The sequence below is a fragment of the Rhodococcus mengyinensis genome (assembly GCF_048381435.1).
GTDB lineage: Bacteria > Actinomycetota > Actinomycetes > Mycobacteriales > Mycobacteriaceae > Rhodococcus_F > Rhodococcus_F opacus_D.
Window position 1 is genome coordinate 1 of sequence record NZ_JBLWIT010000071.1, and the last position, 25,003, is coordinate 25,003.

The 25,003-nt window shown below is 66.7% G+C and carries 22 protein-coding genes and 2 pseudogenes; 14 read left to right on the top strand and 10 right to left on the bottom strand.

Annotated elements, in window-relative coordinates; all coding sequences use genetic code 11:
- The 4 genes from hppD to ACNJ7E_RS13895 all read left to right on the top strand — a co-directional run.
- Positions 1-1,206, top strand: a 1,206-nt coding sequence (gene hppD / locus ACNJ7E_RS13880) for a 4-hydroxyphenylpyruvate dioxygenase (protein WP_418340133.1), incomplete at its 5' end; no start/stop codon positions are given.
- A 101-nt stretch (positions 1,207-1,307) separates the two neighbouring features.
- A complete protein-coding gene (locus tag ACNJ7E_RS13885; protein WP_418340135.1) occupies positions 1,308-2,858 on the top strand; it encodes an FAD-dependent oxidoreductase in 1,551 nt (516 codons plus the stop codon).
- Between the two features lie 14 nt (positions 2,859-2,872).
- Positions 2,873-5,248, top strand: a complete 2,376-nt coding sequence (locus tag ACNJ7E_RS13890; protein ID WP_280779620.1) for an FdhF/YdeP family oxidoreductase — start codon at positions 2,873-2,875, stop codon at positions 5,246-5,248.
- Positions 5,249-5,380: 132 nt separating this feature from the next.
- Positions 5,381-5,863: a DMT family transporter gene (locus tag ACNJ7E_RS13895; RefSeq protein ID WP_418340136.1), complete on the top strand. Its 483-nt coding sequence runs from the start codon at positions 5,381-5,383 to the stop codon at positions 5,861-5,863.
- Here ACNJ7E_RS13895 and ACNJ7E_RS13900 read toward each other — a convergent pair.
- Positions 5,836-6,603, bottom strand: coding sequence for a hypothetical protein (locus ACNJ7E_RS13900; RefSeq protein WP_418340137.1), 768 nt, complete (start codon positions 6,601-6,603; stop codon positions 5,836-5,838). The genes ACNJ7E_RS13895 and ACNJ7E_RS13900 overlap by 28 nt on opposite strands.
- Before the next feature lie 132 nt (positions 6,604-6,735).
- On the opposite strand from ACNJ7E_RS13900, the gene ACNJ7E_RS13905 reads away from it, so the two are divergent.
- The 3 genes and pseudogenes from ACNJ7E_RS13905 to ACNJ7E_RS13915 form a co-directional block, all read left to right on the top strand.
- On the top strand, positions 6,736-6,981 hold the full coding sequence (locus ACNJ7E_RS13905) for a sigma factor-like helix-turn-helix DNA-binding protein (RefSeq protein ID WP_418340138.1): 246 nt from the start codon (positions 6,736-6,738) through the stop codon (positions 6,979-6,981).
- A 121-nt stretch (positions 6,982-7,102) separates the two neighbouring features.
- The gene (locus ACNJ7E_RS13910; RefSeq protein WP_418340139.1) at positions 7,103-7,411 is read left to right on the top strand and encodes an antibiotic biosynthesis monooxygenase family protein; all 309 of its coding nucleotides are present in this window, start codon (positions 7,103-7,105) and stop codon (positions 7,409-7,411) included.
- Positions 7,412-7,638: 227 nt separating this feature from the next.
- A pseudogene (locus ACNJ7E_RS13915) lies at positions 7,639-8,211 on the top strand (amidohydrolase family protein); the annotation flags it as partial.
- Positions 8,212-8,303: 92 nt separating this feature from the next.
- On the opposite strand, the gene ACNJ7E_RS13920 reads toward ACNJ7E_RS13915, so the two are convergent.
- Both ACNJ7E_RS13920 and ACNJ7E_RS13925 read right to left on the bottom strand, forming a co-directional pair.
- A complete protein-coding gene (locus ACNJ7E_RS13920) occupies positions 8,304-9,449 on the bottom strand; it encodes a serine hydrolase domain-containing protein (RefSeq protein ID WP_418340140.1) in 1,146 nt (381 codons plus the stop codon).
- A complete protein-coding gene (locus ACNJ7E_RS13925; protein ID WP_418340141.1) occupies positions 9,446-10,837 on the bottom strand; it encodes an APC family permease in 1,392 nt (463 codons plus the stop codon). The genes ACNJ7E_RS13920 and ACNJ7E_RS13925 overlap by 4 nt, the downstream gene beginning before the upstream one ends.
- A 146-nt stretch (positions 10,838-10,983) precedes the next feature.
- On the opposite strand from ACNJ7E_RS13925, the gene ACNJ7E_RS13930 reads away from it, so the two are divergent.
- Positions 10,984-11,694, top strand: a complete 711-nt coding sequence (locus tag ACNJ7E_RS13930; RefSeq protein WP_418340142.1) for a TetR/AcrR family transcriptional regulator — start codon at positions 10,984-10,986, stop codon at positions 11,692-11,694.
- 331 nt (positions 11,695-12,025) lie between these two features.
- Here ACNJ7E_RS13930 and ACNJ7E_RS13935 read toward each other — a convergent pair whose 3' ends face one another.
- A complete protein-coding gene (locus ACNJ7E_RS13935; protein ID WP_418340143.1) occupies positions 12,026-12,718 on the bottom strand; it encodes a GntR family transcriptional regulator in 693 nt (230 codons plus the stop codon).
- 163 nt (positions 12,719-12,881) lie between these two features.
- Between ACNJ7E_RS13935 and ACNJ7E_RS13940 the strand changes: the two genes are divergently transcribed.
- On the top strand, positions 12,882-13,775 hold the full coding sequence (locus tag ACNJ7E_RS13940; RefSeq protein ID WP_418340144.1) for a LysR family transcriptional regulator: 894 nt from the start codon (positions 12,882-12,884) through the stop codon (positions 13,773-13,775).
- Here ACNJ7E_RS13940 and ACNJ7E_RS13945 read toward each other — a convergent pair.
- Genes ACNJ7E_RS13945 through ACNJ7E_RS13960 form a run of 4 tightly spaced genes read right to left on the bottom strand, consistent with a single transcriptional unit; the run spans position 13,715 to position 16,947 of the window.
- The gene (locus tag ACNJ7E_RS13945; RefSeq protein WP_005250384.1) at positions 13,715-14,584 is read right to left on the bottom strand and encodes a LysR family transcriptional regulator; all 870 of its coding nucleotides are present in this window, start codon (positions 14,582-14,584) and stop codon (positions 13,715-13,717) included. The genes ACNJ7E_RS13940 and ACNJ7E_RS13945 overlap by 61 nt on opposite strands.
- A 41-nt stretch (positions 14,585-14,625) precedes the next feature.
- Positions 14,626-15,369 carry a 3-oxoacyl-ACP reductase FabG gene (gene fabG, locus ACNJ7E_RS13950; protein WP_009475780.1) on the bottom strand — a complete coding sequence of 248 codons (744 nt, stop codon included), beginning with the start codon at positions 15,367-15,369 and terminating at the stop codon, positions 14,626-14,628.
- Positions 15,370-15,383: 14 nt separating this feature from the next.
- Entirely contained in the window at positions 15,384-16,574 is a 1,191-nt protein-coding gene (locus ACNJ7E_RS13955) for an acyl-CoA dehydrogenase family protein (protein ID WP_005250387.1), read from the bottom strand.
- A gap of 22 nt (positions 16,575-16,596) precedes the next feature.
- Positions 16,597-16,947 (bottom strand): AMP-binding enzyme, encoded by a 351-nt coding sequence (locus ACNJ7E_RS13960; protein WP_009475779.1) that lies wholly within the window; start codon positions 16,945-16,947, stop codon positions 16,597-16,599.
- A 230-nt stretch (positions 16,948-17,177) separates the two neighbouring features.
- Here ACNJ7E_RS13960 and ACNJ7E_RS13965 point away from each other — a divergent pair, with 230 nt between their 5' ends.
- Genes ACNJ7E_RS13965 through ACNJ7E_RS13980 form a run of 4 tightly spaced genes read left to right on the top strand, consistent with a single transcriptional unit; the run spans position 17,178 to position 21,288 of the window.
- Positions 17,178-18,347 (top strand): acyl-CoA dehydrogenase family protein, encoded by a 1,170-nt coding sequence (locus ACNJ7E_RS13965; RefSeq protein ID WP_009475778.1) that lies wholly within the window; start codon positions 17,178-17,180, stop codon positions 18,345-18,347.
- 4 nt (positions 18,348-18,351) lie between these two features.
- Complete coding sequence (locus tag ACNJ7E_RS13970) at positions 18,352-19,575, top strand: acetyl-CoA C-acetyltransferase (protein ID WP_418340145.1); 1,224 nt, start codon at positions 18,352-18,354, stop codon at positions 19,573-19,575.
- 46 nt (positions 19,576-19,621) lie between these two features.
- The gene (locus tag ACNJ7E_RS13975; RefSeq protein ID WP_009475776.1) at positions 19,622-20,074 is read left to right on the top strand and encodes a MaoC family dehydratase; all 453 of its coding nucleotides are present in this window, start codon (positions 19,622-19,624) and stop codon (positions 20,072-20,074) included.
- A gap of 17 nt (positions 20,075-20,091) precedes the next feature.
- The gene (locus tag ACNJ7E_RS13980) at positions 20,092-21,288 is read left to right on the top strand and encodes an acetyl-CoA C-acetyltransferase (protein WP_418340146.1); all 1,197 of its coding nucleotides are present in this window, start codon (positions 20,092-20,094) and stop codon (positions 21,286-21,288) included.
- Positions 21,289-21,448: 160 nt separating this feature from the next.
- On the opposite strand, the gene ACNJ7E_RS13985 is transcribed toward ACNJ7E_RS13980, so the two are convergent.
- The gene (locus ACNJ7E_RS13985) at positions 21,449-22,885 is read right to left on the bottom strand and encodes an MFS transporter (RefSeq protein ID WP_418340147.1); all 1,437 of its coding nucleotides are present in this window, start codon (positions 22,883-22,885) and stop codon (positions 21,449-21,451) included.
- Positions 22,869-23,297 (bottom strand): MarR family winged helix-turn-helix transcriptional regulator, encoded by a 429-nt coding sequence (locus tag ACNJ7E_RS13990; protein ID WP_418340148.1) that lies wholly within the window; start codon positions 23,295-23,297, stop codon positions 22,869-22,871. Before ACNJ7E_RS13990 ends, ACNJ7E_RS13985 begins: the two co-directional genes overlap by 17 nt.
- A 209-nt stretch (positions 23,298-23,506) precedes the next feature.
- Between ACNJ7E_RS13990 and ACNJ7E_RS13995 the strand changes: the two are divergent.
- Positions 23,507-24,262 (top strand): annotated as a pseudogene (locus tag ACNJ7E_RS13995) (serine/threonine-protein kinase); the annotation flags it as partial.
- Positions 24,263-25,003 lie beyond the last annotated feature (741 nt).

A 25,003-nucleotide genomic window follows, 5' to 3' on the forward strand; every position in this document is an offset into this window, starting at 1 on the left:
ATGACGATCGAGCAGACTCTCACCGACAAGGAACGCCTGGCAGGTCTCGACCTCGGCCAGCTCGAGCAACTGGTCGGGCTCGTCGAGTACGACGGCACCCGCGACCCGTTCCCGGTCAGCGGCTGGGACGCCGTCGTCTGGGTGGTCGGCAACGCCACCCAGACCGCCCACTACTTCCAGTCCGCGTTCGGGATGACCCTCGTCGCCTACTCCGGACCCACCACCGGCAACCGCGACCACCACAGTTTCGTCCTCGAATCCGGCGCCGTCCGCTTCGTCATCAAAGGCGCCGTGAACCCGGACAGCCCCCTGATCGAGCACCACCGCACCCACGGCGACGGCGTCGTCGACATCGCCCTCGCCGTCCCCGACGTCGACAAGTGCATCGCCCACGCCCGCGCCCAGGGCGCCACCGTCCTCGACGAACCGCACGAGGTGACCGACGAGCACGGCACCGTCCGCCTCGCCGCGATCGCCACCTACGGCGACACCCGCCACACCCTCGTCGACCGCAGCAACTACACCGGCCCCTACCTGCCCGGCTACACCTCGCGGGCGTCGTCGCACACCAAACGGGACGGCGCCCCCAAGCGGCTGTTCCAGGCCCTCGACCACGTCGTCGGCAACGTCGAACTCGGCAAGATGGACCACTGGGTCGACTTCTACAACCGAGTCATGGGCTTTACGAACATGGCCGAGTTCGTCGGCGAGGACATCGCCACCGACTACTCCGCCCTGATGTCCAAGGTCGTCTCCAACGGCAACCACCGGGTCAAGTTCCCCCTCAACGAACCCGCCCTCGCCAAGAAACGCTCGCAGATCGACGAATACCTCGACTTCTACCGCGGTCCCGGCGCCCAGCACCTGGCGCTGGCCACCAATGACATCCTCACCGCCGTCGACCAGCTCACCGCCGAGGGCGTCGAATTCCTGGCCACCCCCGACTCCTACTACGAGGACCCCGACCTGCGGGCCCGGATCGGCAACGTCCGCGCCCCGATCGCCGAACTGCAGAAACGCGGCATCCTCGTCGACCGCGACGAGGACGGCTACCTGCTGCAGATCTTCACCAAACCCCTCGTCGACCGCCCCACCGTGTTCTTCGAACTCATCGAACGCCACGGCTCCCTCGGCTTCGGCATCGGCAACTTCAAAGCCCTCTTCGAAGCCATCGAACGCGAGCAAGCCGCCCGCGGAAACTTCTGAGCGAGAGGATCACTCCACAAGGCCGGTGAGCAGGGAATGTCGTCGACGATTGTGCAGCGACTTTCCCGCGGAATCGGTGCCGTCCCGAATACGATGACGCCATGAGCCCTACCGAGGCAGTGGTGGCCGGTGCCGGTCCGACCGGGCTCACGCTCGCGCTGGAACTGGCGCGTCGGGGTGTGGAGGTGCGGATCCTCGACAAGTCGCCCGAGCCGTTCGCGGGTTCGCGGGGAAAGGGATTGACCGCGCGCAGCCAGGAAGTGATGGACGATCTCGGCATCGTCGACGAAATCCTCGAGGCCGGGTTCCGGCACCTGCCCAGCCGGGTCGCGGTGCGCGGCCAGGTGGTGCGCGACAGCGACCCGCACGCGGACCTGAGCCCCACCCCCGATCGGCCCTACGACGGCGGTCTGATGATCCCGCAGTGGCGGACAGAGCAGATCCTGCGAGAAAGACTGTCGGAGTTCGGGATCGACGTGGAGCGCGGTGTCGAGGTGGTCGGCTTCGAGCAGACCACCGACAAGGTGACCGTCCGGCTCGCCGGCGGCGGGACCGTCATGGCGCGCTACCTGGTCGGCTGCGACGGCGGGCGCAGCGCGGTGCGCAAGGCGCTCGGGGTGACGTTCGAGGGGACGGGCGGCATCGAGGGCATGCTCCTCGGCGACGTGTCCGTCGACGGGCTGGTCCCCGATCGCTGGTACCAGTGGACGCACCCCGAGCGGGGGTTCGTCGCGTTGTGCCCGTTCCGTGGAATCAACTCCTGGCAGTTCCAGGGCGTGCCGTTCGCGGACTTCGACGAGGAGGGCAACCTGCCCGAACCGTCGCTCGAGTACTTCCAGCGGGTTCTCGACGACATCGCCTGCGGCCCCGGCGTGCGATTGTCCGAACCGACGTGGCTGTCCACCTGGCATGTGAACGTGCGGATGGTGGACCGCTTCCGCGACGGTCGGGTGTTCCTGGCCGGGGACGCGGCCCACGTTCATCCGCCGTCCGGTGGGCTCGGGATGAACACGGGAATCCAGGACGCCTACAACCTCGGGTGGAAACTCGCTCTCGTCCTGGCCGGCTCCGCGGACCCGTCGCTCCTCGACACCTACCAGGAGGAACGCTTGCCGCTCGCGCGCTGGACGCTCGGGGTGAGCAGCGCGGGACTGCAGAAGGTGGCCGCGAGCCTCGGGCGCGAGGACTCCGAGGGGTTTGCGGGCGCGGTGACCGAGGACGGTCAGCAACTCGGTCTGGGCTACCCGTGGAGTTCGCTGTCGCGGGAGGGGGACGCGACGACGGGTCTGCGCGCCGGAGATCGCGCACCCGACGCGCCCTGCCTGAGCCCCGACGGCACGCCGCTGCGGCTGTTCGACGTGTTCCGGGGGACGCACTTCACGGTCCTCGGGTTCGGCGGCGGCTCCCGGCACATCCTGCAGACCCTGGCCGAAGACGCGCCCGACGACGTGACGTACGTGGTGGTGGGCGATTCCCGAGGTCCCGGCGTGGACGTCGTCGACGACCGCGGTTTGGCGCGCAGCGCATACGGGGCACACGGTGGCACGCTGGTGGTGGTGCGCCCCGACGGGTACGTCGCGCTCACCGCCGCGGCCACCGCGGCCGACGACGTCATCGACTATCTCGGTCGACTGGTGGGGAGGTCGTCCTGACGAAAGGCTGAACGATGCGACACAAGGACGAGGAACGGGACTACGACGAGGCCGATCTCGAGGTCGGGCCCCCGAAGGACCACGCGGCAGGCCCGACCGCTGTCGCGGTGTCGATGAAGCGCGCGCTCGAGCACATGGGCGTGGTCCGCACGGCCGAGACGTTGCTGCAACTGAACCAGGCCGAGGGGTTCGATTGCATGAGCTGTGCGTGGCCCGATCCGGAGCCGGGCCACCGGCACGCCGCGGAGTTCTGTGAGAACGGCGCCAAGGCGGTGGCAGAAGAGGCCACCCGCGACCGCGCGACACCCGAATTCTTCGCCCGCCACAGTATCGCCGAGCTCGACTGTCACAGCGAGCACTGGCTGGGTCAGCAGGGCCGGATCACGCATCCGATGGTGAAGCGGCCCGGCGGAACGCACTACGAGCCCATCGAATGGGACGAGGCCTTCACCCTGATCGGGGATCAGCTGAACGCCCTGGACAGTCCGGACGAGGCGATCTTCTACACGTCCGGCCGGGCGTCCAACGAGGCGGCGTTCGCGTACCAGCTGTTCGTCCGCGCGTTCGGGACGAACAATCTGCCCGACTGTTCCAACATGTGTCACGAATCGACCAGCATCGCGCTGCAGGAGTCGATCGGCATCGGCAAGGCCAGCGTCACGATGGACGACGTCTATCAGGCGAAACTCATTGTGCTGCAGGGCCAGAATCCGGGGACCAATCATCCGCGGATGTTGTCGGCGCTGGAGAAGGCCAAGCGGAACGGTGCGAAGATCCTCTCGATCAACCCGCTCCGTGAGGCGGGCCTGGTCAACTTCAAGAATCCGCAGACGCCCCGCGGCATGGTGGGCCCGGGCACCGACTTGTCCGACATGCACCTGCCTATCGCACTGAACGGCGACCTGGCCCTGCTTCAGGCGTTCGGCTCACTGCTCGTCGAATGGGATGCCCTCGATCAGGAGTTCATCGACCAGCACACGATCGGATTCGAGCTGTGGAAGCAGCACGTCACCGACATCGACTGGGACGTCGTCACCCGCACGACCGGGCTGTCGCGGGAACAGATCACCGACGCGGCCCGGCTCCTGCGGGATTCCGACGCCACCGTGTTCTGCTGGGCGATGGGACTCACCCAGCACCACAACTCGGTGGCGATCATCAAGGAAGTCACCAATATCGCTCTCGCTCAGGGAAACATCGGCAAACCCGGTGCCGGGCTGCTGCCGGTGCGCGGGCACTCGAACGTACAGGGCGACCGCACGATGGGGATCTGGGAGCGTCCGCCGCGGCACTTCCTGGACGCGCTCGCGAAGGAATTCGACTTCGATCCGCCCCGCGAGAACGGGTACGACACCGTCGATTCCATCCGGGCGATGCGTGACGGCAAGGCGCACTTCTTCCTCGGGCTGGGCGGCAACTTCGTCCAGGCCGCCCCGGACACCGACGTCACCGCCGCCGCACTGCGCAAGACCCGGATGACGGTCCACATCTCGACGAAGATCAACCGCTCGCATCTCGTGTGCGGTGACACCGCCCTGATCCTGCCGACGAAAGGCCGCACCGAGCAGGACGTCCAGGCCGGCGGGCCGCAATTCATCTCGGTCGAGGACTCGACGTGCTCGGTCCACGCCTCCCGTGGTCCATTGAAACCGGCCAGCCCGCACCTCGATTCGGAGGTGGGGATCGTCACCCGCATCGCGGAGGCCACGATCGGCGACCGCTACGGTCTCGAGTGGAAGAAGATGCGGGACGACTACGCGAACATCCGCCTGCACATCTCCCGGGTGGTGCCCGGCTGTGAGGGGTACGAGGTCAACGTCCGCCGGCCGGGCGGGTTCGTCCTGCCGCACCCGCCGCGCGATTCCCGCACGTTCCCCACCCACTCGGGGCGCGCCGAATTCGCGGTGTCCCCGATCGAGGTGCTGCAGGTGCCCCCGCGGCACGTGATCCTGCAGACGATCCGCAGCCACGACCAGTTCAACACCACGATCTACGGGCTCAGCGATCGCTACCGCGGAATCGAGGGCGGCCGCCGCGTGATCTTCCTGCACCGCGACGACATCGCCGCCCTCGGATTCGACGACGGCGACATGGTCGACCTCTTCACGCACTGGGCAGAAGACGACCGCGTCCGCTGTGCCCACGATTTCCGGATCGTCGAATACGACACGCCCCGGGGTTCGGCCGCCGCCTACTACCCGGAGACCAACCCGCTCGTCCCGCTCGATTCCACGGCGGCAGGCAGCAACTGTCCCACGTCGAAGTCCGTCATCGTCTCCCTGGAACATGCCGGCAAATACAGCGCCGAATTCCCACCGGAGGCGAGCCAGGACGAGGTCGGATCGGACCGATTCCACAAGTCGACCCCCCAGCCGAAGCACCTCTCCTGACGTGAGTGGCATCGTGTGCCCCGGCACGCTTTCCCACTCACCTGCGCAGGTGAGCGGCGATGTGTCCGGGGGTGCGCTTCGGCGCTCACGTCACCGGGCGAACCGGACATTCTGCACTTACAGTGAATGACTGTGACCGCCTCCGTTCTGTCGCTGCTGTTCGCGCTACCGCTCGGGGCCAAGTTCTCCGAGCGCACGGTCACACGCGCCGACTGGCTGTGGGCGTCCGCCCTCACCGCGGCGATCGCGGTCCTGGTCGTGGTCGGCGACCCGCGGCCGGGCGTCGAGCGCGCGGAGACCCGGCACTGGGTCGTGATCTGCCTGATCGGGCTGCCCTTCGTCCTCGCGTGCCTGCTGGGTGCGCGGTCGGGTAGCCGGTCGCGGCGCGCGCTGCTGCTGGGGCTGGCGGGCGGCGCGTTGTTCGGGGTGGCAGCGGTACTGACGAAGGGTGTGGTGCACCTCGCCGGTGAGGGGCCGAGGCCGCTGTTCAGCTCGCTCGAGTTGTACGCGCTCGTCGTGGTGGGAGCCGCCGCGGTCGCGCTGGCGCGCGGCGCCGCCGTCGTGGAGGACACGGGCACCGATCCGGCTCAGCCCCTGTCCCGGTCGCGCAGGTAGGTCGCCAGCGGTTCGTGGCGTTGTATGCGTGACACGGCGATTCGACGCGCCGCCACCCACATCAGCGCGGAGACGACGACGGCGAGGGCGACGCACAGAGCGAAGTCCGCGGTGCCGATCCGCGTGTGCACATCGGCCGGTCGCACGAGGCGCCACAGCACGACCGGGACGACGGCGATTGCCACCGAGAACGCCGGGAACACCCCGTACGGCACCACCAGCAGGATCAGCCATCGGACGACGACGGTGCGCCACCGGCCGCGTTGCTCCCACCGCCACCGCAACGACCGCTGGTGGTACGGGAAGAACACCCCGACCAGACTCGACCCGGCGAGTGCACCGAACGGGCACAGCGCCACCGCGACCACCACCACCGCCGTGAACAGCCAGTCCTGCTCGACGACACCCACGGCGATCGCGATGGTCGCGCAGATCGGGGCGATCAACATCCACAGCGCCACCGCCTTGGCGGCGAGCAACGCACCCAGCGCGTCCCGGTCGTCGAGCGTGGCGAGAACGCGCTCGCGGTCCGGTGCCAGCACGTTGGTGGCGGTGACGTCGGCGTACATCCAGCCGGCGAGGGCCAGGGCGAAACCCGACGGTCCGGTCCATTCGAACAACCAGTTCCGGGGGAGCAGGAACCAGGCCCCGATCATCAGGACGGCGTTGAACGCAACGGTCGCCAGGGTGTCTGCCGGGTTGCGCCAGATCCTGATCCACTCCGCGCGAAGAGCGGCCATGCCGTTCAGCGTAAAGCGTCGGGCGGGCCGTCGGAGCCGTGTCGGCAGGATCCCGGACGGTCGGGACGCCGGTCCCTTCCACCTGGGACATCAGGTCGGCGACAGTGGTGCGATCCGAGAGAAAGGCCTGTCGTGACCATCGACGACGAGGAGGCGGCCGGGTCCGTCACCCTGATGGACAGCCTCCCCGACCGCCACCGGACGGTGCTGCGACTCCGGCTCGCGCACCGCCTCCCGGCCGTCGAGGTGGCACGCATCCTCGGGACGAACGTCGAGGCCGTACTTCTCCTCCAGCATGCGGCACTCAACCTCCTCCGGCGGCAACTCGCCGCGGGGGCGGTGGTCGACGGCGACCGTCCGGCGAGCGGATGGCAGTGATCGACGCTGCGAGCTCCCGCGGTGCCGCCTCTTTCACGTCGTCTCGGCGGTGTGCCGCCGCATTCGTGGAGTTTGCCGACCCACAGGTTCATTCTGAGGAGGGTCGGAAAGGAGAGCCACAATGATGACAATCATCACCAGAGTTGTGCTTCGCGACGAGGGTGCCGAGCGATGGGACCGCGCAATGCATGAGCGGGTTACTGCGGCGCGTGAAAAGCCAGGGTGGATTTCAGCGCAACTTCTCAAGGGGGTCGATGAGCCACTCGAGCGCGCCATCGTCGGTGTCTGGGAAACGAGAGAAGACTGGTCGGCCTGGCATCATGACGAAGCCTTCCGCGCCACTCGTGACGAGCTTGTGGGACTTGAAGCCGGCCAGATGGATTCCACGTGGTTCGAGGTGGTCCAGAACACTGCGACTGAAGAAGACTGATCGGGGTGTCGGTAGCTACCGCTGGAACAGAGCACGTGTGGTCCGGGCGTGCTGATCGAGCCGCGCCCGGACCACCAGGGATCCGGTTGTGCCGGACTTTCGGTTCGGCGGTGCAGATCCGGATTCGTCGAAGCATGCTCCGTTAAATGTTCGACGAAGTGAAGAGGAGTTCCCTCCTACACGAACTCGTGCCCGGAATGTGACGCTGCTTCACCGCCATCCATGCGTTGGCATGCTCAACGTGCGGTCGCGCTCGACGACGGCCCCTGCCCCGGCCTGCCTTCTGTCGCCGGTACCCACGCGCCGCCGACGAACACCGTTCCGGCTCCGCGGATCTGGCTGCAGCGAAGGGCCGCCACCTGAGCGCGGCTTCGAGCAGATTGGCGGACTCCGTTCCAGAGACGACGATGATCCTGAACCATCTGGGGTTGGCGATAGCCATGGAAACGAACGCTGAGGAGAGCAACGCAATCTTTCGAAGCTGGCGAGACTCCCTGCATGATCTTGCTCGACGTCCCAACGTCGTCTGCAAGATCGGTGGTCTAGGCCTGCCCTTCTGGGGTTTCGGCCTCGAAAGTCGGGAGACCAAGGCCGGTTCGGATGAACTGGCAGAGATCTGGCGCCCATACGTCGAAACCGCGGTGGAGGCGTTTGGTGCTGACCGCTGCATGATGGAGAGTAACTTTCCGCCGGATGCTCGATCGTGCGGATTCGTTCTCCTGTGGAATGCGCTGAAGTCCGTTACGGAAGCCTGCTCTGCCTCGGAGAGGACGGCACTGTTCAGTCGTACGGCGAGGCGTGTTTACCGAATCCCGTCCGTTGGACAGGCGGACGTGCGCGGCCTCCGCGGCCGTGGACCGGGGGCCTCCGCACGCCCTGATGCTGTGACCGTTCAGGCCAACGCTGTGGCGACGGCCTCGGCCGCGGCGAATCCGGCGTTGTCCAGTTCGTCGTTCACCGGTGTCGGGCAGGACGACAGTTTCACGACGACGACGCCCCGGTCGACGTCGATGTAGATGGACTGACCGTAGATGCCCAGACACAACAGCACACGCCGATCGGGGTGGGGAATCCAGAACTGATTTCGGTACATTCCGCCCGGGAACGGCGTTCCGGTCGGCGATTGGGAATATGCCTCATGCGAATCGGGCGCGCCACGTAGGGAATCGTCGATCCAGTGCAGCGGCACGACCTGTTCGGTGCCGATGCGTCCGCCGCGGCGGAGCATCTCACCGAATCGCGCAACGTCCCGGAGTGTCGCGGCGAGGCCGCCGTCCGCGAAAACGGCTCCGGCACGGTCTACCCCGGCGTCCATGTCGTCGGCGGCGAACTTCGACCACACGAGCCGCGACAGCAATGCCGGCATACGGTCGGCGGCGGCGCGTTCGCATACCCAGCCGAGTACATCCGTTTCGCACGATCGGTATTCGAAAGGGCCGCCGTGGGGGCGAGCCGCTTTCAGCATCGGAAGGAACTGGTAGAGCGACGGCGGTACCCAATCGTCGACGCGCGGAATCCAGCCCACGGCCTGATCGAGGTAGCGCACCTCGGCGCCCGGTTCCAGATATTCTTCGGAGAATCGGATGCCGGAACGCATGTCGAGGATGTGGCGCACAGTGGCACCCGCGTAGCCGGAGTTCGCTAGCTCCGGAATGTACTCGGTGAGTGCGGCTTCGGGGTCCAGCAGACCGGCCGCGATCAAGTTTGCCGCGACGGTTCCGACGATTGATTTGCTGACCGAGAACAGCATGTGCGTCCGGCCGGGTTCGAGGTCTCCGGGATACAACTCGGCGCGCACGGTGCCGTTGTGAAGAACCATGAACCCGTCGGTGTAGGTGCGGTCGAGCACCGAACGGAGGGTCTCGGTGCCGACGGGGAGGTCGAGATCGAGCGGGTCGCCGTCGGTGAGTCGCAGTGGCTCCGATCCGGCAGCGACCCGTGCGGTCGGCACGACTTGCCGCATTCGGCCGAAGGTGTACCGGTTGGCCGGTGGGCTCTGCCAATCAGCAAGGCTGACAAACGACTTGGTATCGATCATTTCACTGCCTCGCTGCTCTGTCCGGCGGCGACAATGACCGCCTGCTCGTGGGTAAAGCTCATTTCGGGTGTCGGCCGGCGGAAGCCGCGTGTGAGCCAGACGAGGTAGACGATTCCGATTGCCAACCAGGAGATTCCGGAGATCAGTGCATGCTCGCTGAGCTGGGTGATCATGTACAGCGTCACCGCGGCGCCGACGAGCGGCAAGACCACGAAGCGGACTGCACTCAACTGCCGTGTGGCGTAGTTTCGCAGGTAGTACACGATGACGCAGAGGTTGACTGCGGTGAAGGCCGTGAACGCGCCGAAGTTGATGAATCCCGTCGCGGTCTCGAGCGGCATGTTCATACCGAGGAGGCACATGCTGCCCGTGACGAGCACGCAGAACACGGGAGTCCGGGTGCGGCCGTTGAGCTTTCCGAACAATCGGCGGGGAAGCACGCCGTCGCGGCCCATGATGAACAGTAGACGGCTCGAGCTGAGCTGGACGGCGAGGCAGGATGCCGATCCGGCGATGATTCCGGCGAGGTTGGTCCAATCTGCGAAGAACTGACCACCGACCTGCACCGACATCGCGTACGACGCGGCCTGCGCATCGTCGAAGATGTCGCCGGGGTGGACGAGCTGCATGACATATGCCACGGCGAAGAAGATGACGCCGCCGATCGAGACGATCCAGATGATGGCCCGCGGGATGTTTCGCGCGGCGTCCTTGGTCTCCTCGGCGAGTGTGGTTACCGCGTCGAAACCGAGAAACGAGTATGCCGCGATCGCCGCTGCCGCGGAGATGCCGGCGACCGTGCTGTTGGAGTTCCAGAACGGCTCGCTGTACGAGGCGACGGGATTGCCGACGAGGAACTTGATGCAGTACGCGAAGAAGAGCAGTACCAAGAAGGTGGAGACGGCGAGCAGCAGCCGGTTGAGACGATCGGCGAGCGCGATCCCGATGACATTGATCGCCGTCGTCAAGCCGGCGTTGATCAACATCCACAGCCAGATCGGAACCGCCGGGAACTGTGCGTTGAGCAGGATCGACTGCGCCAGCCACGCGACCATCGGCAAGAACAGGTAGTCCAACAGGATCGCCCATCCGACCAGGAACCCGGCCGCCGAGCCGAGGTTGCGGCGGGCGTAGAAGTACGCCGAACCCGAGACCGGGTAGATGCGCGCCAGCCGTGCGTAGCTCAGTGCGGTGAGCAGCATCGCCCCGGTCGCGACCAGGAACGCCGTGGGCGCGGTGCCGGCACTGACGACTGCGATCACGCCGAAAATAATCATGACCAGGCTCGGAGCCATGTAGGACAACCCGAATGCCACTACTGACGGAAGTGTCAGTCGCGGCGTCAACTGTGGTTCGTCAGTCGCTGTCGCGACCCGCGATTCCGTCATGCGAACTCCTTGAAGTAGTGCTGTGGCGACGACCACTAAACTCTGCCCAAACGATGTTGTCAACGCTGTTGACAACTTTGTGGGTAGCGCAATGTGCGGGTGCTGTGTTGCTACGGTGGATCGGTCGAGGGATCGAGGGGAGCACGATGGCGAAGGACACCGCTCGCGCCACAACGCCGGCGCGGGCCACGCGGCGTGAACGCAAGGGGCTGCAGCAGGAAGCCGCGGTGAAGGCCGCGTTCGAACTCGCTCAGCGTGACGGCGCCGCCGGGCTGACCATGCGTCGCCTCGGCGAGGAACTGAAGGTCGATGCGACGACTCTGTACCGGCTGTTCCGCGACAAGGACGAGTTGCTGCTGGCCGTCTACGACCACGCGACCGCTGTCGAACTCGAGGAGATCGGGGACGTGCCCGACAGCGAACACTGGCAGGACACGTTGCGGCGCATCGCCGATCGGATCTGGGCGACCGCGGTCCGTTCGCCTGCCATCGCGGCGCTGACGTTCGCCCGTACGACGGGCGGTCCGGCAGAGCGCCGAATGGTCGAGCTGATCCTCGAGACGTTCGCGCGGTCGGGCCTTTCTCGCGAAGCCACGGTCCGGTACTACCGGGCATTCGCCGACGCCACGCTCGGGCTCGCCGGGCAGGTCGCCGTCCTTGCCACCCTGGACCCCGAGATCCAGGCGAAGGACGCCGCGTCATGGACGCGCATCTACGCGCATCTTCCCGACGGCGAGTATCCGACGGCCCGTGCCCACATCACGGAGCTGACCGGCATCGATCGTCGGACGATCTACGATCTGGTGGTCGAGGCTGTGCTGGCGGCCGCCGAGCGCGAAAGCGCCGAGTCCGCCTAGCGAATCGCGAGCGGCTCGAACGACACCGTTCGTGCCGCCACAGCACCGACGGGGTAGTGAGCGACGGGGACGCGGATGCCGTCATCGAAGCCATTACGACCGCGAGAACGTCGACGGCATCTGTGGGTGCAGTTACCGAGCAGACCAGTTCGTATCGAACGGCTTTCTCTGCCAGCGGCTCTATTTTCCGGCAGCGCCGCGTTTCCGCAAGTCAATCCCCCGACACTCACTGCCTACCTGCGTGGCGTTCGCCTCGACCGGGTTCATCGCGAGCTTATTTGCGGTGCAGCGCGCACGGCGCTGAGAACGGAGACGGGCGACAGGCCGCGGATCAGCCCGCGTTCGCCGCGTCGTCGGCATCCCACAGCCCGCGCTGCTCGAGTCCTTCGATCAGGTGATCTGCGCCGTCCAGAATGTGCGATTCCATGAGAGTCTTTGCTCTCTTGCTCGCGTGCTTGCGCAAGGCTTCGAGCAGGACGGGATGCTCCTGCTGCGTGGTGGTGATGTGGCCCTCGATGGTGGCGTAGAAGCGGTTCGGAAGATTCGTGACGACGGAGCCCAGGAGTCGGGCGAGGCGCGGAGAGTCCGCGGTCAGGTTGATCTTGCGGTGGAACGCGTGACCGAGGGAGGCGATACGTTCCGTGTCGCCCTGGGCGATGGCGTCCTGGTGCTGCCGGAGGATTCCCTCGAGTTCGGCGATCTGCTGGGGGGTGATGTTCTTCGCGGCCCTGGCAGCCAGTTCACCGGCCAGTTGCGCCTGAGCCCAGAAGAGGTCACGCACGTCTTGCTTCGTGAACGGGGCCACGACGAAGCCTCGACGGGGGACCAACTCGACGAAGCCTTCGCTCCGGAGTGCAAGAAGCCCCTCGCGGACAGGCGTCGTGCTGACTCCCACGGCTTCGGCAATCCGCTCGATGCGGAGGAAATCGCCTGCACGCACGTCGCCGGAAATGATCATCTCGCGTACATACGAGGCAACTTCCTCCGGAAGTTGCTGTCGCCTTGATCTGTCATGCAGCGGCATCGGCGGTCGCACCTTCCCGGATATGAGACTAGATATGATATACCATCGGCGTCTAATGTGGTTGCGAGCTTGTGAAACGGGGCAGTCGCAGGCCTTCAATTTGGTTGCGCATCTCGTCGACCGGCGTGGCCTCGGCGCACTTCGTGGTCGCTAGACTCGGGCGGTGGACATCCGGGACGCCGAGTACCTCGTCGCCGTGGCCGATCACGGCAGCATTACCGAGGCCGCGCGGGCACTGTTCATCGCGCAGCCGTCGCTGTCGCAGGCGATCCGGACTCTCGAACGCGATCTGGGTGTCGAACTGTTCGATCGTGGAGGACGGAGGCTGCGGATCACCCCGGCGGGCACGTCGTTCGCGCATGCGGCGCGGCAGGTCCTCGCCGATGTGGAGCGGGCGCGGGCCGTCGTGCACGACGTCGCCGAACTGCGGTCCGGCACCCTCACGATCGCGGTTCTCAATTCTCTTGCCGCCGATCCGCTTCCGCGGGTCGTCGGCCGGTTTCATCGTCAGTACCCGCGCGTGGTCCTGGCCACGGTGTCGGCGGACGTTCCGGACGGTGTGGGCCGCGCGGTCCGGTCGGGTGAGTGCGACCTCGGGCTCACCGAACTGCTCGTCGACGATCAGGGCCTCGAGTTCCGGGCGGTGGGGGAACAGGAGATCGTGCTCGCGCTCCACGCCGATCTGGCGATCGAGCTACCGGATCCGGTGCCCGTCGGCCTGCTTGCCGACATTCCGATGATCGTCGAGATCGGGTCGCGTCCACGACTGCCGGTGAACAACATCGCCGTCGAGTGTGCGCATCGCCAGTCGATGTGGGAGCTGGTTGTCCAGGGTGCGGGGGCGACCCTGCTCCCGCGGCGCGTCGCCGAGCAGGAACTGCCGGGGGTCGTGGTGCGCTCGCTCGCACCGCCGGAGGTGCGCACCATCGGTCTCGTCCATCGACCGGATCCGCTTCCGCCCGCGGCGGCGGCGTTCATCGCCGCGCTCGACGAGGCTCAGGGCGCGAGCGTATCGAGGAACGCGCGTCCGGCCGGAGACAGCCGGGCTTCGTCGTAGATCACCCCGTACGGGACGGTGATCGGCGGGTCGAGGGTGCAGATCCGGGCTCCGCCGACCGCGGCCCGTTCCGCAAGGGTGCGTTCCATGAACGACATTCCCACGCCCTCGACGACGAACGCGCCGACGGCTTCCCGCTGCTCGACGACGGCCGACATGATCGTCCGGCTCCCAGCGGCCTGCAGTGCCTTCTCGATGACGGTGCGCGACGACGACTCCTTGGGCAACCCCACCACGGGAATATTCGGAAGATCGTCGAGGGGGAACGGATCCCGCCAGTCGATCTCGGCGTCGTGCGGAACCACCAGCCAGTACTCGTGGATTCCGAGGACGCGCGTCGTCAATCCGGCTGCAGCGAAAGGGAAATGACTGAAGGCGATCTCGCAGTGTCCGTCTCGGATCAGCGAGGCGATGACGTCGACCGGCCGCAGGTCGGCGAGCCGGACGACCACGCCGGGATACTGCTTGCGGAAGGACCCGATCAGTTCCGTGACGGGGCCTTCCGCGACGTGCGCGGACGCGCAGATGTCGAGCCGGCCCCGCGGCAGTCCCGAGACGTCGACGAGTGAGCTCTCGGCGGCCACCAGGTCTCGCACGATCTTCCGCGCCGGACCGACGAATGCCTTTCCCGCCGCACTGAGCACCAGGCCGCGGCCCACGCGGTGGAACAGTTCGACGCCGAGGTCACGCTCGAGATTGCGCAGCCCCTTCGACAACGACGGCTTGGTGACGCCCAGGGCCTCAGCCGCGAGCGCGAGGCCGTCGTTGTCGACGGTGGCGAGAAAGTACTCGACGTGACGCGACTCCACCAGTGCAGACTACTGCGTACGACCCGTCGATCCGCCGGATGTCAGATGTGACGTCCGCCGGTGACTTCGAGAACGGTGCCCGTCATGTAGCTGGACAGATCGGACGCGAGGAACAGTGCGACGTTCGCGATCTCCTCGGGCTCGGCACCGCGGCCCATCGGGACCTCCTTGAGCTTCGCCTCGATGATGTCGGCGCGCAGGGCGCGGATCATGTCGGTGTTCACCACGCCGGGCTGGATCGCGTTGACCCGCACCCCGAGGTGGGCGACCTCCTTCGCGGCCGCCTTGGTCAGGCCCACCATGCCGGCCTTCGCGGCGCTGTAGTTGGTCTGCCCGACCATGCCGACCTTGCCCGAGATCGACGAGATGTTCACGATGGAACCCTTGCCGGCCTCCCGCATCGCGATCGACGCGATCTGGGTGCCCAGCCAGGCGCCCTGCAGGTGCACGTCGATGACGGAGCGGAAATCGGCGAGCGACATCTTGCGCAGCGTCGCGTCGCGGGTGATGCCGGCGTTGTTGACCCACACGTCCATCGCGCCGAACGCGTCGATCGCCGTCTTTCCCAGGTTCTGCATCTGATCCGGATCGGTCACGTCGCAGGCGACGGCGACGGCCTGGAAGCCGTCGGCTTCCAGCTTTCCGGCGGCGGCCTTGACGTTCTCGGCGTGCATGTCGCCGAGGACGACCGACGCGCCCTCACTCGCGAACTTCCGGGCCATCTCGAAACCGATGCCCTGGGCCGCGCCCGTGACGACGGCGACCCGTCCCTCGAGAAGTGTCATTGATTCTTCCTTCCTCAGTTGTACGAACGCAGCAGCCCGCGGCTGATGATCTGCTTCTGAATGTCGCTGGTGCCCTCGCCGATGAGGAGGAACGGTGCCTCCCGCATGAGGCGTTCGATCTCGTATTCCTTGGAATAGCCGTAGCCGCCGTGGATCCGGAAGCTGTCCTGCGTCACCTCCGAGCAGAACTCGCTCGCGAGGTACTTGGCCATCCCGGCCGCGACGTCGTTGCGTTCCCCGGAGTCCTTGAGCCGCGCCGCATTCACCATCATCAGGTGTGCGGCCTCGACCTTGGTCGCCATCTCCGCGATCCGGAAGGCGATTGCCTGGTGTTCGGCGATCGGCGAACCGAACGTCTCCCGAGTCTTCGCATATTTCACGCCGAGTTCGAATGCGCGCTGTGCGATCCCGCACGCGCGGGCGGCGACGTTGACGCGGCCGACCTCGACGCCGTCCATCATCTGCCGGAAGCCGCGGCCCGGGGCGCCGCCGAGGATCGTGTCTGCGGCGGCCTGGTAACCGCTGAACACCATCTCGGTGGTGTCGATGCCCTTGTAGCCCATCTTGTCGATCTTCCCGGGGATCGTGAGCCCGGGAAGCACCTCGCCGAACCCCGCGGGCTTCTCGATGAGGAACGCGGTGAGGTTGTCGTGGGGCTTCGCCGCACCCTCCTCGGTGCGGACCAGCACCGCCACCAGCGTCGACGACCCGCCGTTGGTCAGCCACATCTTCTGGCCGTCGATCACGTAGTTGCCGTCCGCTGCCCGGGCCGCCTTGGTCCGGATGGCGGCGACGTCGGAACCCAGTTCGGGCTCGGACATCGAGAACGCGCCGCGCAGTTCACCCGTCGCCATGCGTGGCAGGTAGTGGGCCTTCTGTTCGGGTGTGCCGTGATTCGCGATCATGTGCGCCACGATGAAATGGGTGTTGATCACCCCGGACACGCTCATCCAGCCCCGCGCGATCTCCTCGACGCACAGTGCGTAGGTGAGGAGGGATTCCCCGATTCCGCCGTACTCCTCGGGGATCGTGAGCCCGAACAGGCCCATCTCCTTCATCTGCTCGACGATGGCCGTCGGGTACGTGTCGGAATGTTCGAGCTCCTGCGCCTGCGGAATGATCGCCTTGTCCACGAACTCCCGCACCGCCGAGACGATCTCGCCCTGGGTGTCCGTGAGCCCGGCGGTCTGCGCCAGTCGTGTCATTGTTCCACCTGTCCCGTATTCATCATTTCTCCGTACTCTGCTCGGCGTGCACGTCATTCAGACGGTCGCGCAACGCGGACCGCAGGACCGCACCCCGTGGGGACAGGGGCAACTCGTCGACGAAGACCACCTCGCGCACCTTCTTGTACGGCGGCACCGTGGCCGCCACGAACTCGATCAGTTCCTCGGCGGTGATGCGCGCCGTGGTTTCTGCCACCACGAAAGCGACGGGCATCTCCCCGACCCCGGGAACGGAGCGGCCGACCACCACGACGTCGAGAATGCCTCGTCGTGACAGCAACAGCTGTTCCAATTCGTGCGGATCGACGGTGTAGCCCTTGTAGAGGAGTGCGTCCTCGGGTCTGCCAACCATGTCGAATATCGAGTTCCATCTCGCCGGGAAATTTCATTGTTCGTGAATATGCCGGACAATTCCTCCGGACACTGACACCTATTGAAGTCCCTCGGGCCGCCGTGGTCAAAGACGCTGAAGGAAACCGACAGTTGCCCTCTTCCTATGGGTCGTAAATGCCGTCTGCGCTGCAAGTTCTCGTTCGCGGCACTCGCTTGACAGCGAGGCCGGGTTGCTGGATATTCACCTTCATGGCTGAACGCGAAGTGAGTGACGAAGACTTCAAGGACATTCTCGCGCAGACGAGAACCTTTATTCAGAAGGAAGTAATTCCCAGGGAAAATGAAATCGCGGAAAAGGACCTGATTCCGGACGACATTCGCCGCAAGGCGGCGGAGATGGGTCTGTTCGGGTACGCCATCCCGCAGCAGTGGGGCGGGCTCGGACTCGACCTCACGCAGGACGTGGAACTGGCCATGGAGTTCGGGTACACGAGCCTGGCGTTGCGGTCGATGTTCGGCACCAACAACGGGATCGCCGGCCAGGTGCTGGTGAATTTCGGTACGGACGAACAGAAGTCAGAATGGCTCGAGCGCATCGCGTCCGGTGACGTGGTCGCGTCGTTCGCGCTGACCGAGCCGGAGGCCGGGTCGAACCCGGCGGGCCTGACCACCCGCGCCGTCCTGAAGGACGGCAAGTGGACAATCAACGGCACCAAACGGTTCATCACCAACGCGCCGTTGGCCGATCTGTTCGTGGTCTTCGCCCGCACCCGTCCCGCCGACGAGACCGGCACCGGCATCGCGGTGTTCCTCGTCCCCGCCGACACCGCCGGCGTCGTGGTCGGGCCGAAGGACAAGAAGATGGGCCAGGAGGGTGCCTGGACCGCGGAGGTCGCGTTCGACGACGTCAGCGTCCCCGAATCCGCCCTGGTCGGCGGCAGTGAGGAGGCCGGCTACCGCGCCGCCATGACGTCGCTCGCGCGGGGCCGCGTGCACATCGCCGCTCTCGCCGTCGGGAGCGCTCAGCGGGCGCTGGACGAGTCCGTCGCCTTCGCGGCGGTCACGAAGCAGGGCGGCACCCCGATCGGTGACTTCCAGTTGGTGCAGGCGATGCTCGCCGACCAGCAGGTGGGCGTGTCCGCGGGCCGCGCGCTGGTGCGGGACGCGGCGCAGAAGTACGTCAGCGGTGAGGACCGTCGGATCGCCCCGTCGGTGGCGAAGCTGTACTGCACGGAGATGGCCGGCAAGGTCGCCGACCTCGCGGTGCAGGTCCACGGCGGCACCGGATACATGAGAGACGTTCCGGTGGAGCGGATCTATCGTGAGGTCCGCCTGCTGCGCCTGTACGAGGGCACCAGCGAGATCCAGCGCCTGATCATCGGCGGCGGCCTCGTCCGCGAAGCGAAGAAAGCGCTCTGAGCCCATGTACGACGCAGTGATCTGTGAACCCGTCCGCACCCCCGTCGGGGGATTCGGCGGCCTGTACCGCGACATCCCCGTCACCACCCTCGCCTCGACGGTGTTGAAGGGCCTGATCGAACGGACGTCGATCACGTCCGACGACATCGACGACGTCATCTTCGGTCAGGGCTACGCCAACGGCGAGGCTGCGGCCATCGGCCGGATCGCTGCGCTGGACGCCGGCCTCGACGTCACGGTGCCCGGCATCCAGCTCGACCGCCGCTGCGGCTCCGGGCTGCAGGCGGTCATCTACGCGGCCATGCAGGTGCAGACCGGGATGAGCGATCTGGTGATCGCGGGCGGCGCCGAGTCGATGAGCCAGACCGAGTTCTACAGCACCGGAATGCGCTGGGGCGTCAAGGGTGCGTCGGTGGAATTCCACGATCGCTTGGCCAAGCCCCGCACCAATTCCGGCGGCGTCAACTTCCCCGTCGAGGGTGGCATGATCGAGACCGCGGAGAACCTCCGCCGCGAGTACTCGATCAGCCGCGAGGAGCAGGACGCGTACGCCGCCGAATCCCACGCGCGTGCGATCCGCGCCCAGGACGGCGGCCTGTTCGACGCCGAGACGATCCCGGTGACGGTGCCGGGCAAGCGCGGTAAGTCCGACGTCGTCGTCACCACCGACGAGCACCCGCGCCGCGATGTCACGGCCGAGTCGTTGTCGGCGTTGCGGCCCATCCGGTCACGCGTCGACCCGGAGGCGACCGTGACCGCGGGCAACGCCTGTGGTCAGAACGACGCGGCCGCCGCCGCGATCGTGACCACCCCCGAGAACGCGGAACGACTGGGCCTGCGCCCGTTCGCCCGGCTCGTGAGCTGGGGTGTCGCCGGAGTGGAGCCGAACCGGATGGGCATCGGCCCGGTCCCGGCCGTCGACAAGGCCCTCACCCGGGCGAAGCTCACCCTCAACGACATCGATCTCCTCGAGATCAACGAGGCGTTCGCGGCGCAGGTGCTGGCGTGCGCGCGGGAGTGGAAGTTCGACGAGTCCGACATGCGAGACCGGTTCAACGTCAACGGATCCGGCATCTCCCTCGGTCACCCCGTCGGCGCCACCGGCGGTCGCATCCTGGCCAATCTGCTTCGTGAACTGGACCGCCGCCAGGCCCGCTACGGCATCGAGACGATGTGCATCGGCGGTGGGCAGGGCATCGCGGCCGTGTTCGAGAACGTCAACATCTAGCCGTTTCCACTTCCGCCCGGTATCGGGCCGACCCGAAAAGAGTGTCATGCGCGTATTCCAGGGAATCGACGACGTCGAATCCGCAGTCGGCGAACATCTCGGCCACAGCGACTGGCTCGAGATCACGCAGGAACGCGTGAACGTGTTCGCCGATGCCACCGGCGACCACCAGTGGATCCACGTCGACCCCGAGCGTGCCGCCGAGGGCCCGTTCGGCGCCCCCATCGCCCACGGCTACCTCACGCTGTCGCTGCTGCCGAAACTCGGCGCCGACCTCATGCGCGTCGACGGCGTGAAGCTGGTGATCAACTACGGTCTCAACAAGGTTCGGTTCCCCCAGCCGGTCAAGGTCGGGGCGAAGGTGCGGGCCGGTGGCGAGATCGTGTCGTTCGAGCACACGAAGCAGGGCGCGCAAGTGGTCGTCAAATACACCATCGAGATCGAGGGTGCGGACAAGCCGGCGTGCGTCGCCGAAACCGTCCGCGTCCTGGTTGCCTGAGACACAAGGAAAGAATTATGCGAAGAGCAGCACTGGTCGCCCCGGTCCGCACCGCGGTCGGCCGTTTCGGCGGCGCACTGCGCGACGTCCCTGCAGAGACGTTGGCCGCCACCGTGATCAAAGAGACCGTGGCGCGGTCCGGCATCGACCCGATCCTCATCGAAGACGTCGTGATGGGGCAGTCGTACGCCAACTCCGAGGCCCCGTGCATCGGACGGTGGGCGGCCCTCGAGGCGGGACTGCCGATCCGCGTCGCCGGACTGCAGACCGACCGCCGGTGCGGCACCGGGCTTCAGGCCCTCGTGACGGCGTCGATGATGGTGCAGACCGGGGCAGCCGACGTTGTGCTCGCCGGCGGCGTCGAGTCGATGAGCAACATCGAGCACTACACCACCGGTGCCCGCTGGGGCACCCGCGCCGGTTCGCTGAACCTGTACGACCGCCTCGACCGGGGGCGGGAACGCTCCCAGCCGGAATGGCGGTTCGGGAAGATCAGCGGAATGATCGAGACCGCCGAGAACGTCGCGACACGATGTGGAATCGGCCGTGAGGAGTCGGACGCGTTCGCCGCCGAAAGCCACGCCAAGGCCCACGCCGCGTGGGAGGCAGGGAAGTTCGACGACGAGGTGATCGAGGTCAAGATCACCGACCGGAAGGGCAACGTCACCGTCGTAGCGCGGGACGAGGGTATCCGTCCGGAAACCACGCCCGAGAACCTGGCGCGCCTGCGGAGTGCTCTCAAAGACGGTGTCGTCACCGCAGGCAACGCGAGTCAGCAGAACGACGCCGCGTCGTCGATGCTCGTCGTCGCCGAAGATCAACTCGACGAACTCGGGCTCGAGCCGATGGGTTTCCTCACCGGGTGGTCCGCCGCCGGGTGCGAACCGGCACTGATGGGGCTCGGGCCGGTCGCGGCCACGTCCAAGCTGTTCAGCAGGACGGGTGCGAGCTTCGACGACTTCACGCTGATCGAGCTGAACGAGGCTTTCGCGTGCCAGGTGCTCGGCGTGCTGAAGGAATGGGGATTCGAGGACCGGGACCGCCTCAACGTCAACGGGTCCGGGATCTCGCTCGGACATCCCATCGGCGCGACCGGAGCGCGGATGACGACCACCGCGCTGCATGAATTGCGGCGGCGCGGTGGCGGCAAGGCGCTTCTCACGATGTGCATCGGTGGCGGGCAGGGAATGGCCGCCATCGTCGAGGGCGCGTAGGGCGAATCTCCCAATCCCCATTTCGGCGCTCCTGGCGCCCAATCGCCGCCCTGCTGCGTTGTCGTCGGCGCCGATACAACAGCGGTATCGGCTTCTCCTCCGCCTTGCCGGACGCCGATTGTTTCGCCAGGTGCATCCGAGAGGGATCGGGAAACACGCCCTAACCCCGACTGATGCGCGCGTCCGCCGGCTCCGACACCGGGGTCGGCGGACGCGACATCACGTGATTGACGAGGAGTGCGACGAAGACGACCGCGCACCCGATGGCACCGACGGCGAGAGCGAGCCTGATTCCGTTTTCGGTGGGAAGTAGGTCCGGTGCCAGGTTCGCGGCGAGCACCGCACCTGCGAGGGCGCTGCCGAACGAGCCGCCGACGGTACGCAGAACCTGGTTGAAGCTCACTGCGCTGCCGAGTTCGGTGTCGGCGACGCTGCGGGCGATCAGGGCCGGCATCGCCGCGTACGTCATGCCCATCCCGGCCCCGAATCCCAACATCCCGATCAGGATTTCCCACAGCGCGTTGTGGGCGACCCAGAGGAGCACGCTCGAGGCCGTCACGAGGCCTGCACCGACGAGCAGCAGAGTCCTCATGCGGATCCGGTGCGAGACCGCGCGGACGAGTCGGTTCGCGCCGAAACTCGCCACCGACAGGGGAAGCATCACGAATCCGGCCCAGAACAGGGGCAGCGCGATGCCGTATCCGGTGGAGGCGGGCGCCTGGGCGATGAGGCTGCCGATCGAGAGTCCGATGTACATCGCGGCGCCGAGGCCGATCGCGGTGCTGTTCGCGACCAGGACGTCACCGTTGCGCAGTACCCGCAGGTTGATCAGTGGGTATGGGGTGCGCAGTTCGACGAGCGACCACGCCGTCAGCAGTGTCGCCGCCCCGGCGAAGAATCCGAGTGTCCACGGCGAGCCCCAACCCCACCTCGAGCCTTCGCTGACGGCGACGAGGAGCGATGCGAGTCCGGCACCCACCAGCAGTGCGCCCGGGACGTCGAGGGTGTTGCGTGGTGCCTGCTCGTCGGGGCCGGCGGGAACGACTCGCCAGACGACGAGGATGGTGGTGATCAGGAACAGCGCCGCGAACCAGAAAGCGAAACGGAACCCGAGAAGGTCGGCGAGGATGCCGGTCAGCGGGTATCCGAGTCCCAGGCCTGTCGTCACCGTCACCGACAGGCTGGAGATGCCGAGCCGGGCCTGGTTCTCGGGGAGATAGCGGCGGGCAAGGGCGATAGTCACCGGAACGATCCCGTAGGTGAGTCCCTGCAATGCGCGCCCGATCAGGAAGACAGTGAAGTTGGGAGCGGCGGCCGCGACGATCGAACCGACGAGGATCGTGGTCAGGGAGAACAGGAGCAGGCGCTTCTTGTGGGGGCCGTCGCTCAGCCGGCCCATGATCGGTGTTGCGACCGCGCCGACCAGGAGGTTGACAGTGAGCATCCATTGGCCGGTGCTCACCTCGACGTGCATGTCATGGGAGATCGTGGGGACCAGGAGCATGCCGAGTGAACTGACGATCGCGGTCGTCAGGGCGGCATATGCCAGGGCCGGCAGTAACCGGGGACGCGTGGTGGACTCAGTCGACTGGGGCATCGTCCACCAACTTGCGCAGAATCGGGACGACGGAGTCGAGCGTCTTCTTCTCCTCGTCCGTCAGCCGTTCCGCGATGGCGTGTTCCAGCCAGTCCAGGCCATTCGACCGCTCTTGTGCCAGCCTCTCCCGGCCGGCATCGGTGAGCTCGATCCAGATTCGGCGTCGATCCTGCTCGTCGGGTGTGCGCACAACCAGGCCGAGACTCTCGAGTTCGCGCACCGCATTGGCGATTGCCTGTGGGCTGATCTTCTCGGCCGTCGCGAGTGTCGAGGCAGACGTTTGTCCGTGCTTCGACAGGTAGGCGAGCACGCCGATCTTGCCGACCGAGATCGACCTGCCTGCGGTGAGCTGTCGCCAGATCGGGCGCAGTGCTTCCCGCAGGACCTGCGCGGTGGCCTGTTCGGCGATCATGAGCAAAGCGTACAACCAAATTGATCAATCTAATTGACTAAATGGGGAGACTCACACCGGCACGGCAAGGATCGCCCGCACCGATGACCGTCAGCGATATCCTCGAAAGTACGCTATCGAGAGGTGAGTCCACGGTGGTATCCGCGCTGGTCGTGCCGTCGGAACCAGGGCGCGGGATCGATGAGCCGACGGGGTGAGTAGACCGTCCGATGAGTGAAGGTGATCCGCTCGACACTCAGCGGTACCCGCCGTCCCCGGCCGCGGAGTTGGCTGGCACGGGCTTCGACGGTGCCGAGGAGATCGGCCGCGGCGGTTTCGGCGTCGTCTACCGCTGCACCCAGTCGGAACTGGATCGCACGGTGGCGGTGAAGGTGCTCACCGTCGACCTCGACGACGAGAACCGGGCCCGATTCTTCCGGGAGCAGCGGGCGATGGGGCGGCTGACCGGGCACCCGAACATCGTCAACATTTTGCAGGTCGGTGCCACCGACAGCGGCCTTCCGTACATCGTGATGCCGTATCACCCGCAGGATTCGCTGGAGGCCCGGGTCCGGGAGGGCGGTCCGCTCCCGCTGGAGCAGGTTCTGCGCGTGGGGGTGAAGATGGCCGGTGCGGTGGAGACGGCGCATCGGCTCGGGATTCTGCACCGGGACGTCAAACCGGCGAATATTCTCCTTTCCGAGTACCGGGAGCCGGAGTTGGCGGATTTCGGTATCGCGCATGTCAGCGGGGGTTTCGAGACGGCCACCGGTGCGGTCACCGGGTCGCCGGCGTATACCGCGCCGGAGGTGCTCGGCGGTGATCCGCCGAGTCCGGCGGCCGATGTGTACGGTCTGGGCGCGACCCTGTTCAGTGCGTTGACCGGGCATGCCGCGTTCGAGCGTCGCAGCGGTGAGCAGGTGGTGGCGCAGTTTCTGCGGATCACCACGCAGGAGGTGCCTGACCTGCGTGAGCACGGGATCCCGGACGATGTGTCCGACGCGATTGCGCGGGCGATGTCCCGCGAGCCCGGTGCGCGCCCGGCCACCGCCGCCGACTTCGGGGAACAGCTGCGAACCCTGCAACGCGACCACGGCTTTCCGGTCGACGAGATGGCGCTCCGTGCCGAACCCGATGTGCAGGTGAACCGAAAGCCATCGACCTCGCGCAGCGGACGAGGCTCGCCGGCGCACTCCACGCTGGGCGCGACGGGAGGTCTCCCTCTGGAGCTGACCAGCTTCGTCGGCCGCCGACACGAGCTCACCGAGGCGAAGAACCTGCTGGCCGGGTCGAGGCTGGTGACGTTGACCGGGATCGGCGGTGTCGGCAAGACGCGGCTGGCGATGCGGGTGGCGTCGGCGGTGCAGCGCGAGTACTCCGACGGTGTGCGCCTGGTCGAGTTGGGTGAACTGCGCGACGGGTCGTCGCTGGTCGATGCGGTGGCCGCCGCCGTGGGGGTGCGGGACCACTCGCCGCGGCCGTTGCGGGAGGTGCTGATCGAGTTCCTCGCACCGCGAGAGGTGTTGTTGGTCCTCGACAATTGCGAGCAGGTGGTGGATGCGGTTGCCGACCTCGCCGGCCACCTGCTGCGGGTGTGCCCACGGTTGCGGATGCTGGCCACCAGCCGTGAACCCCTGGGAATCGGCGGGGAAGCGGTGCTGCGGGTCCCCCCGCTGGCCGTCCCGGATCCCGGGCGGCGGACCTCCCTGCGCGGGCTACCCAAATAC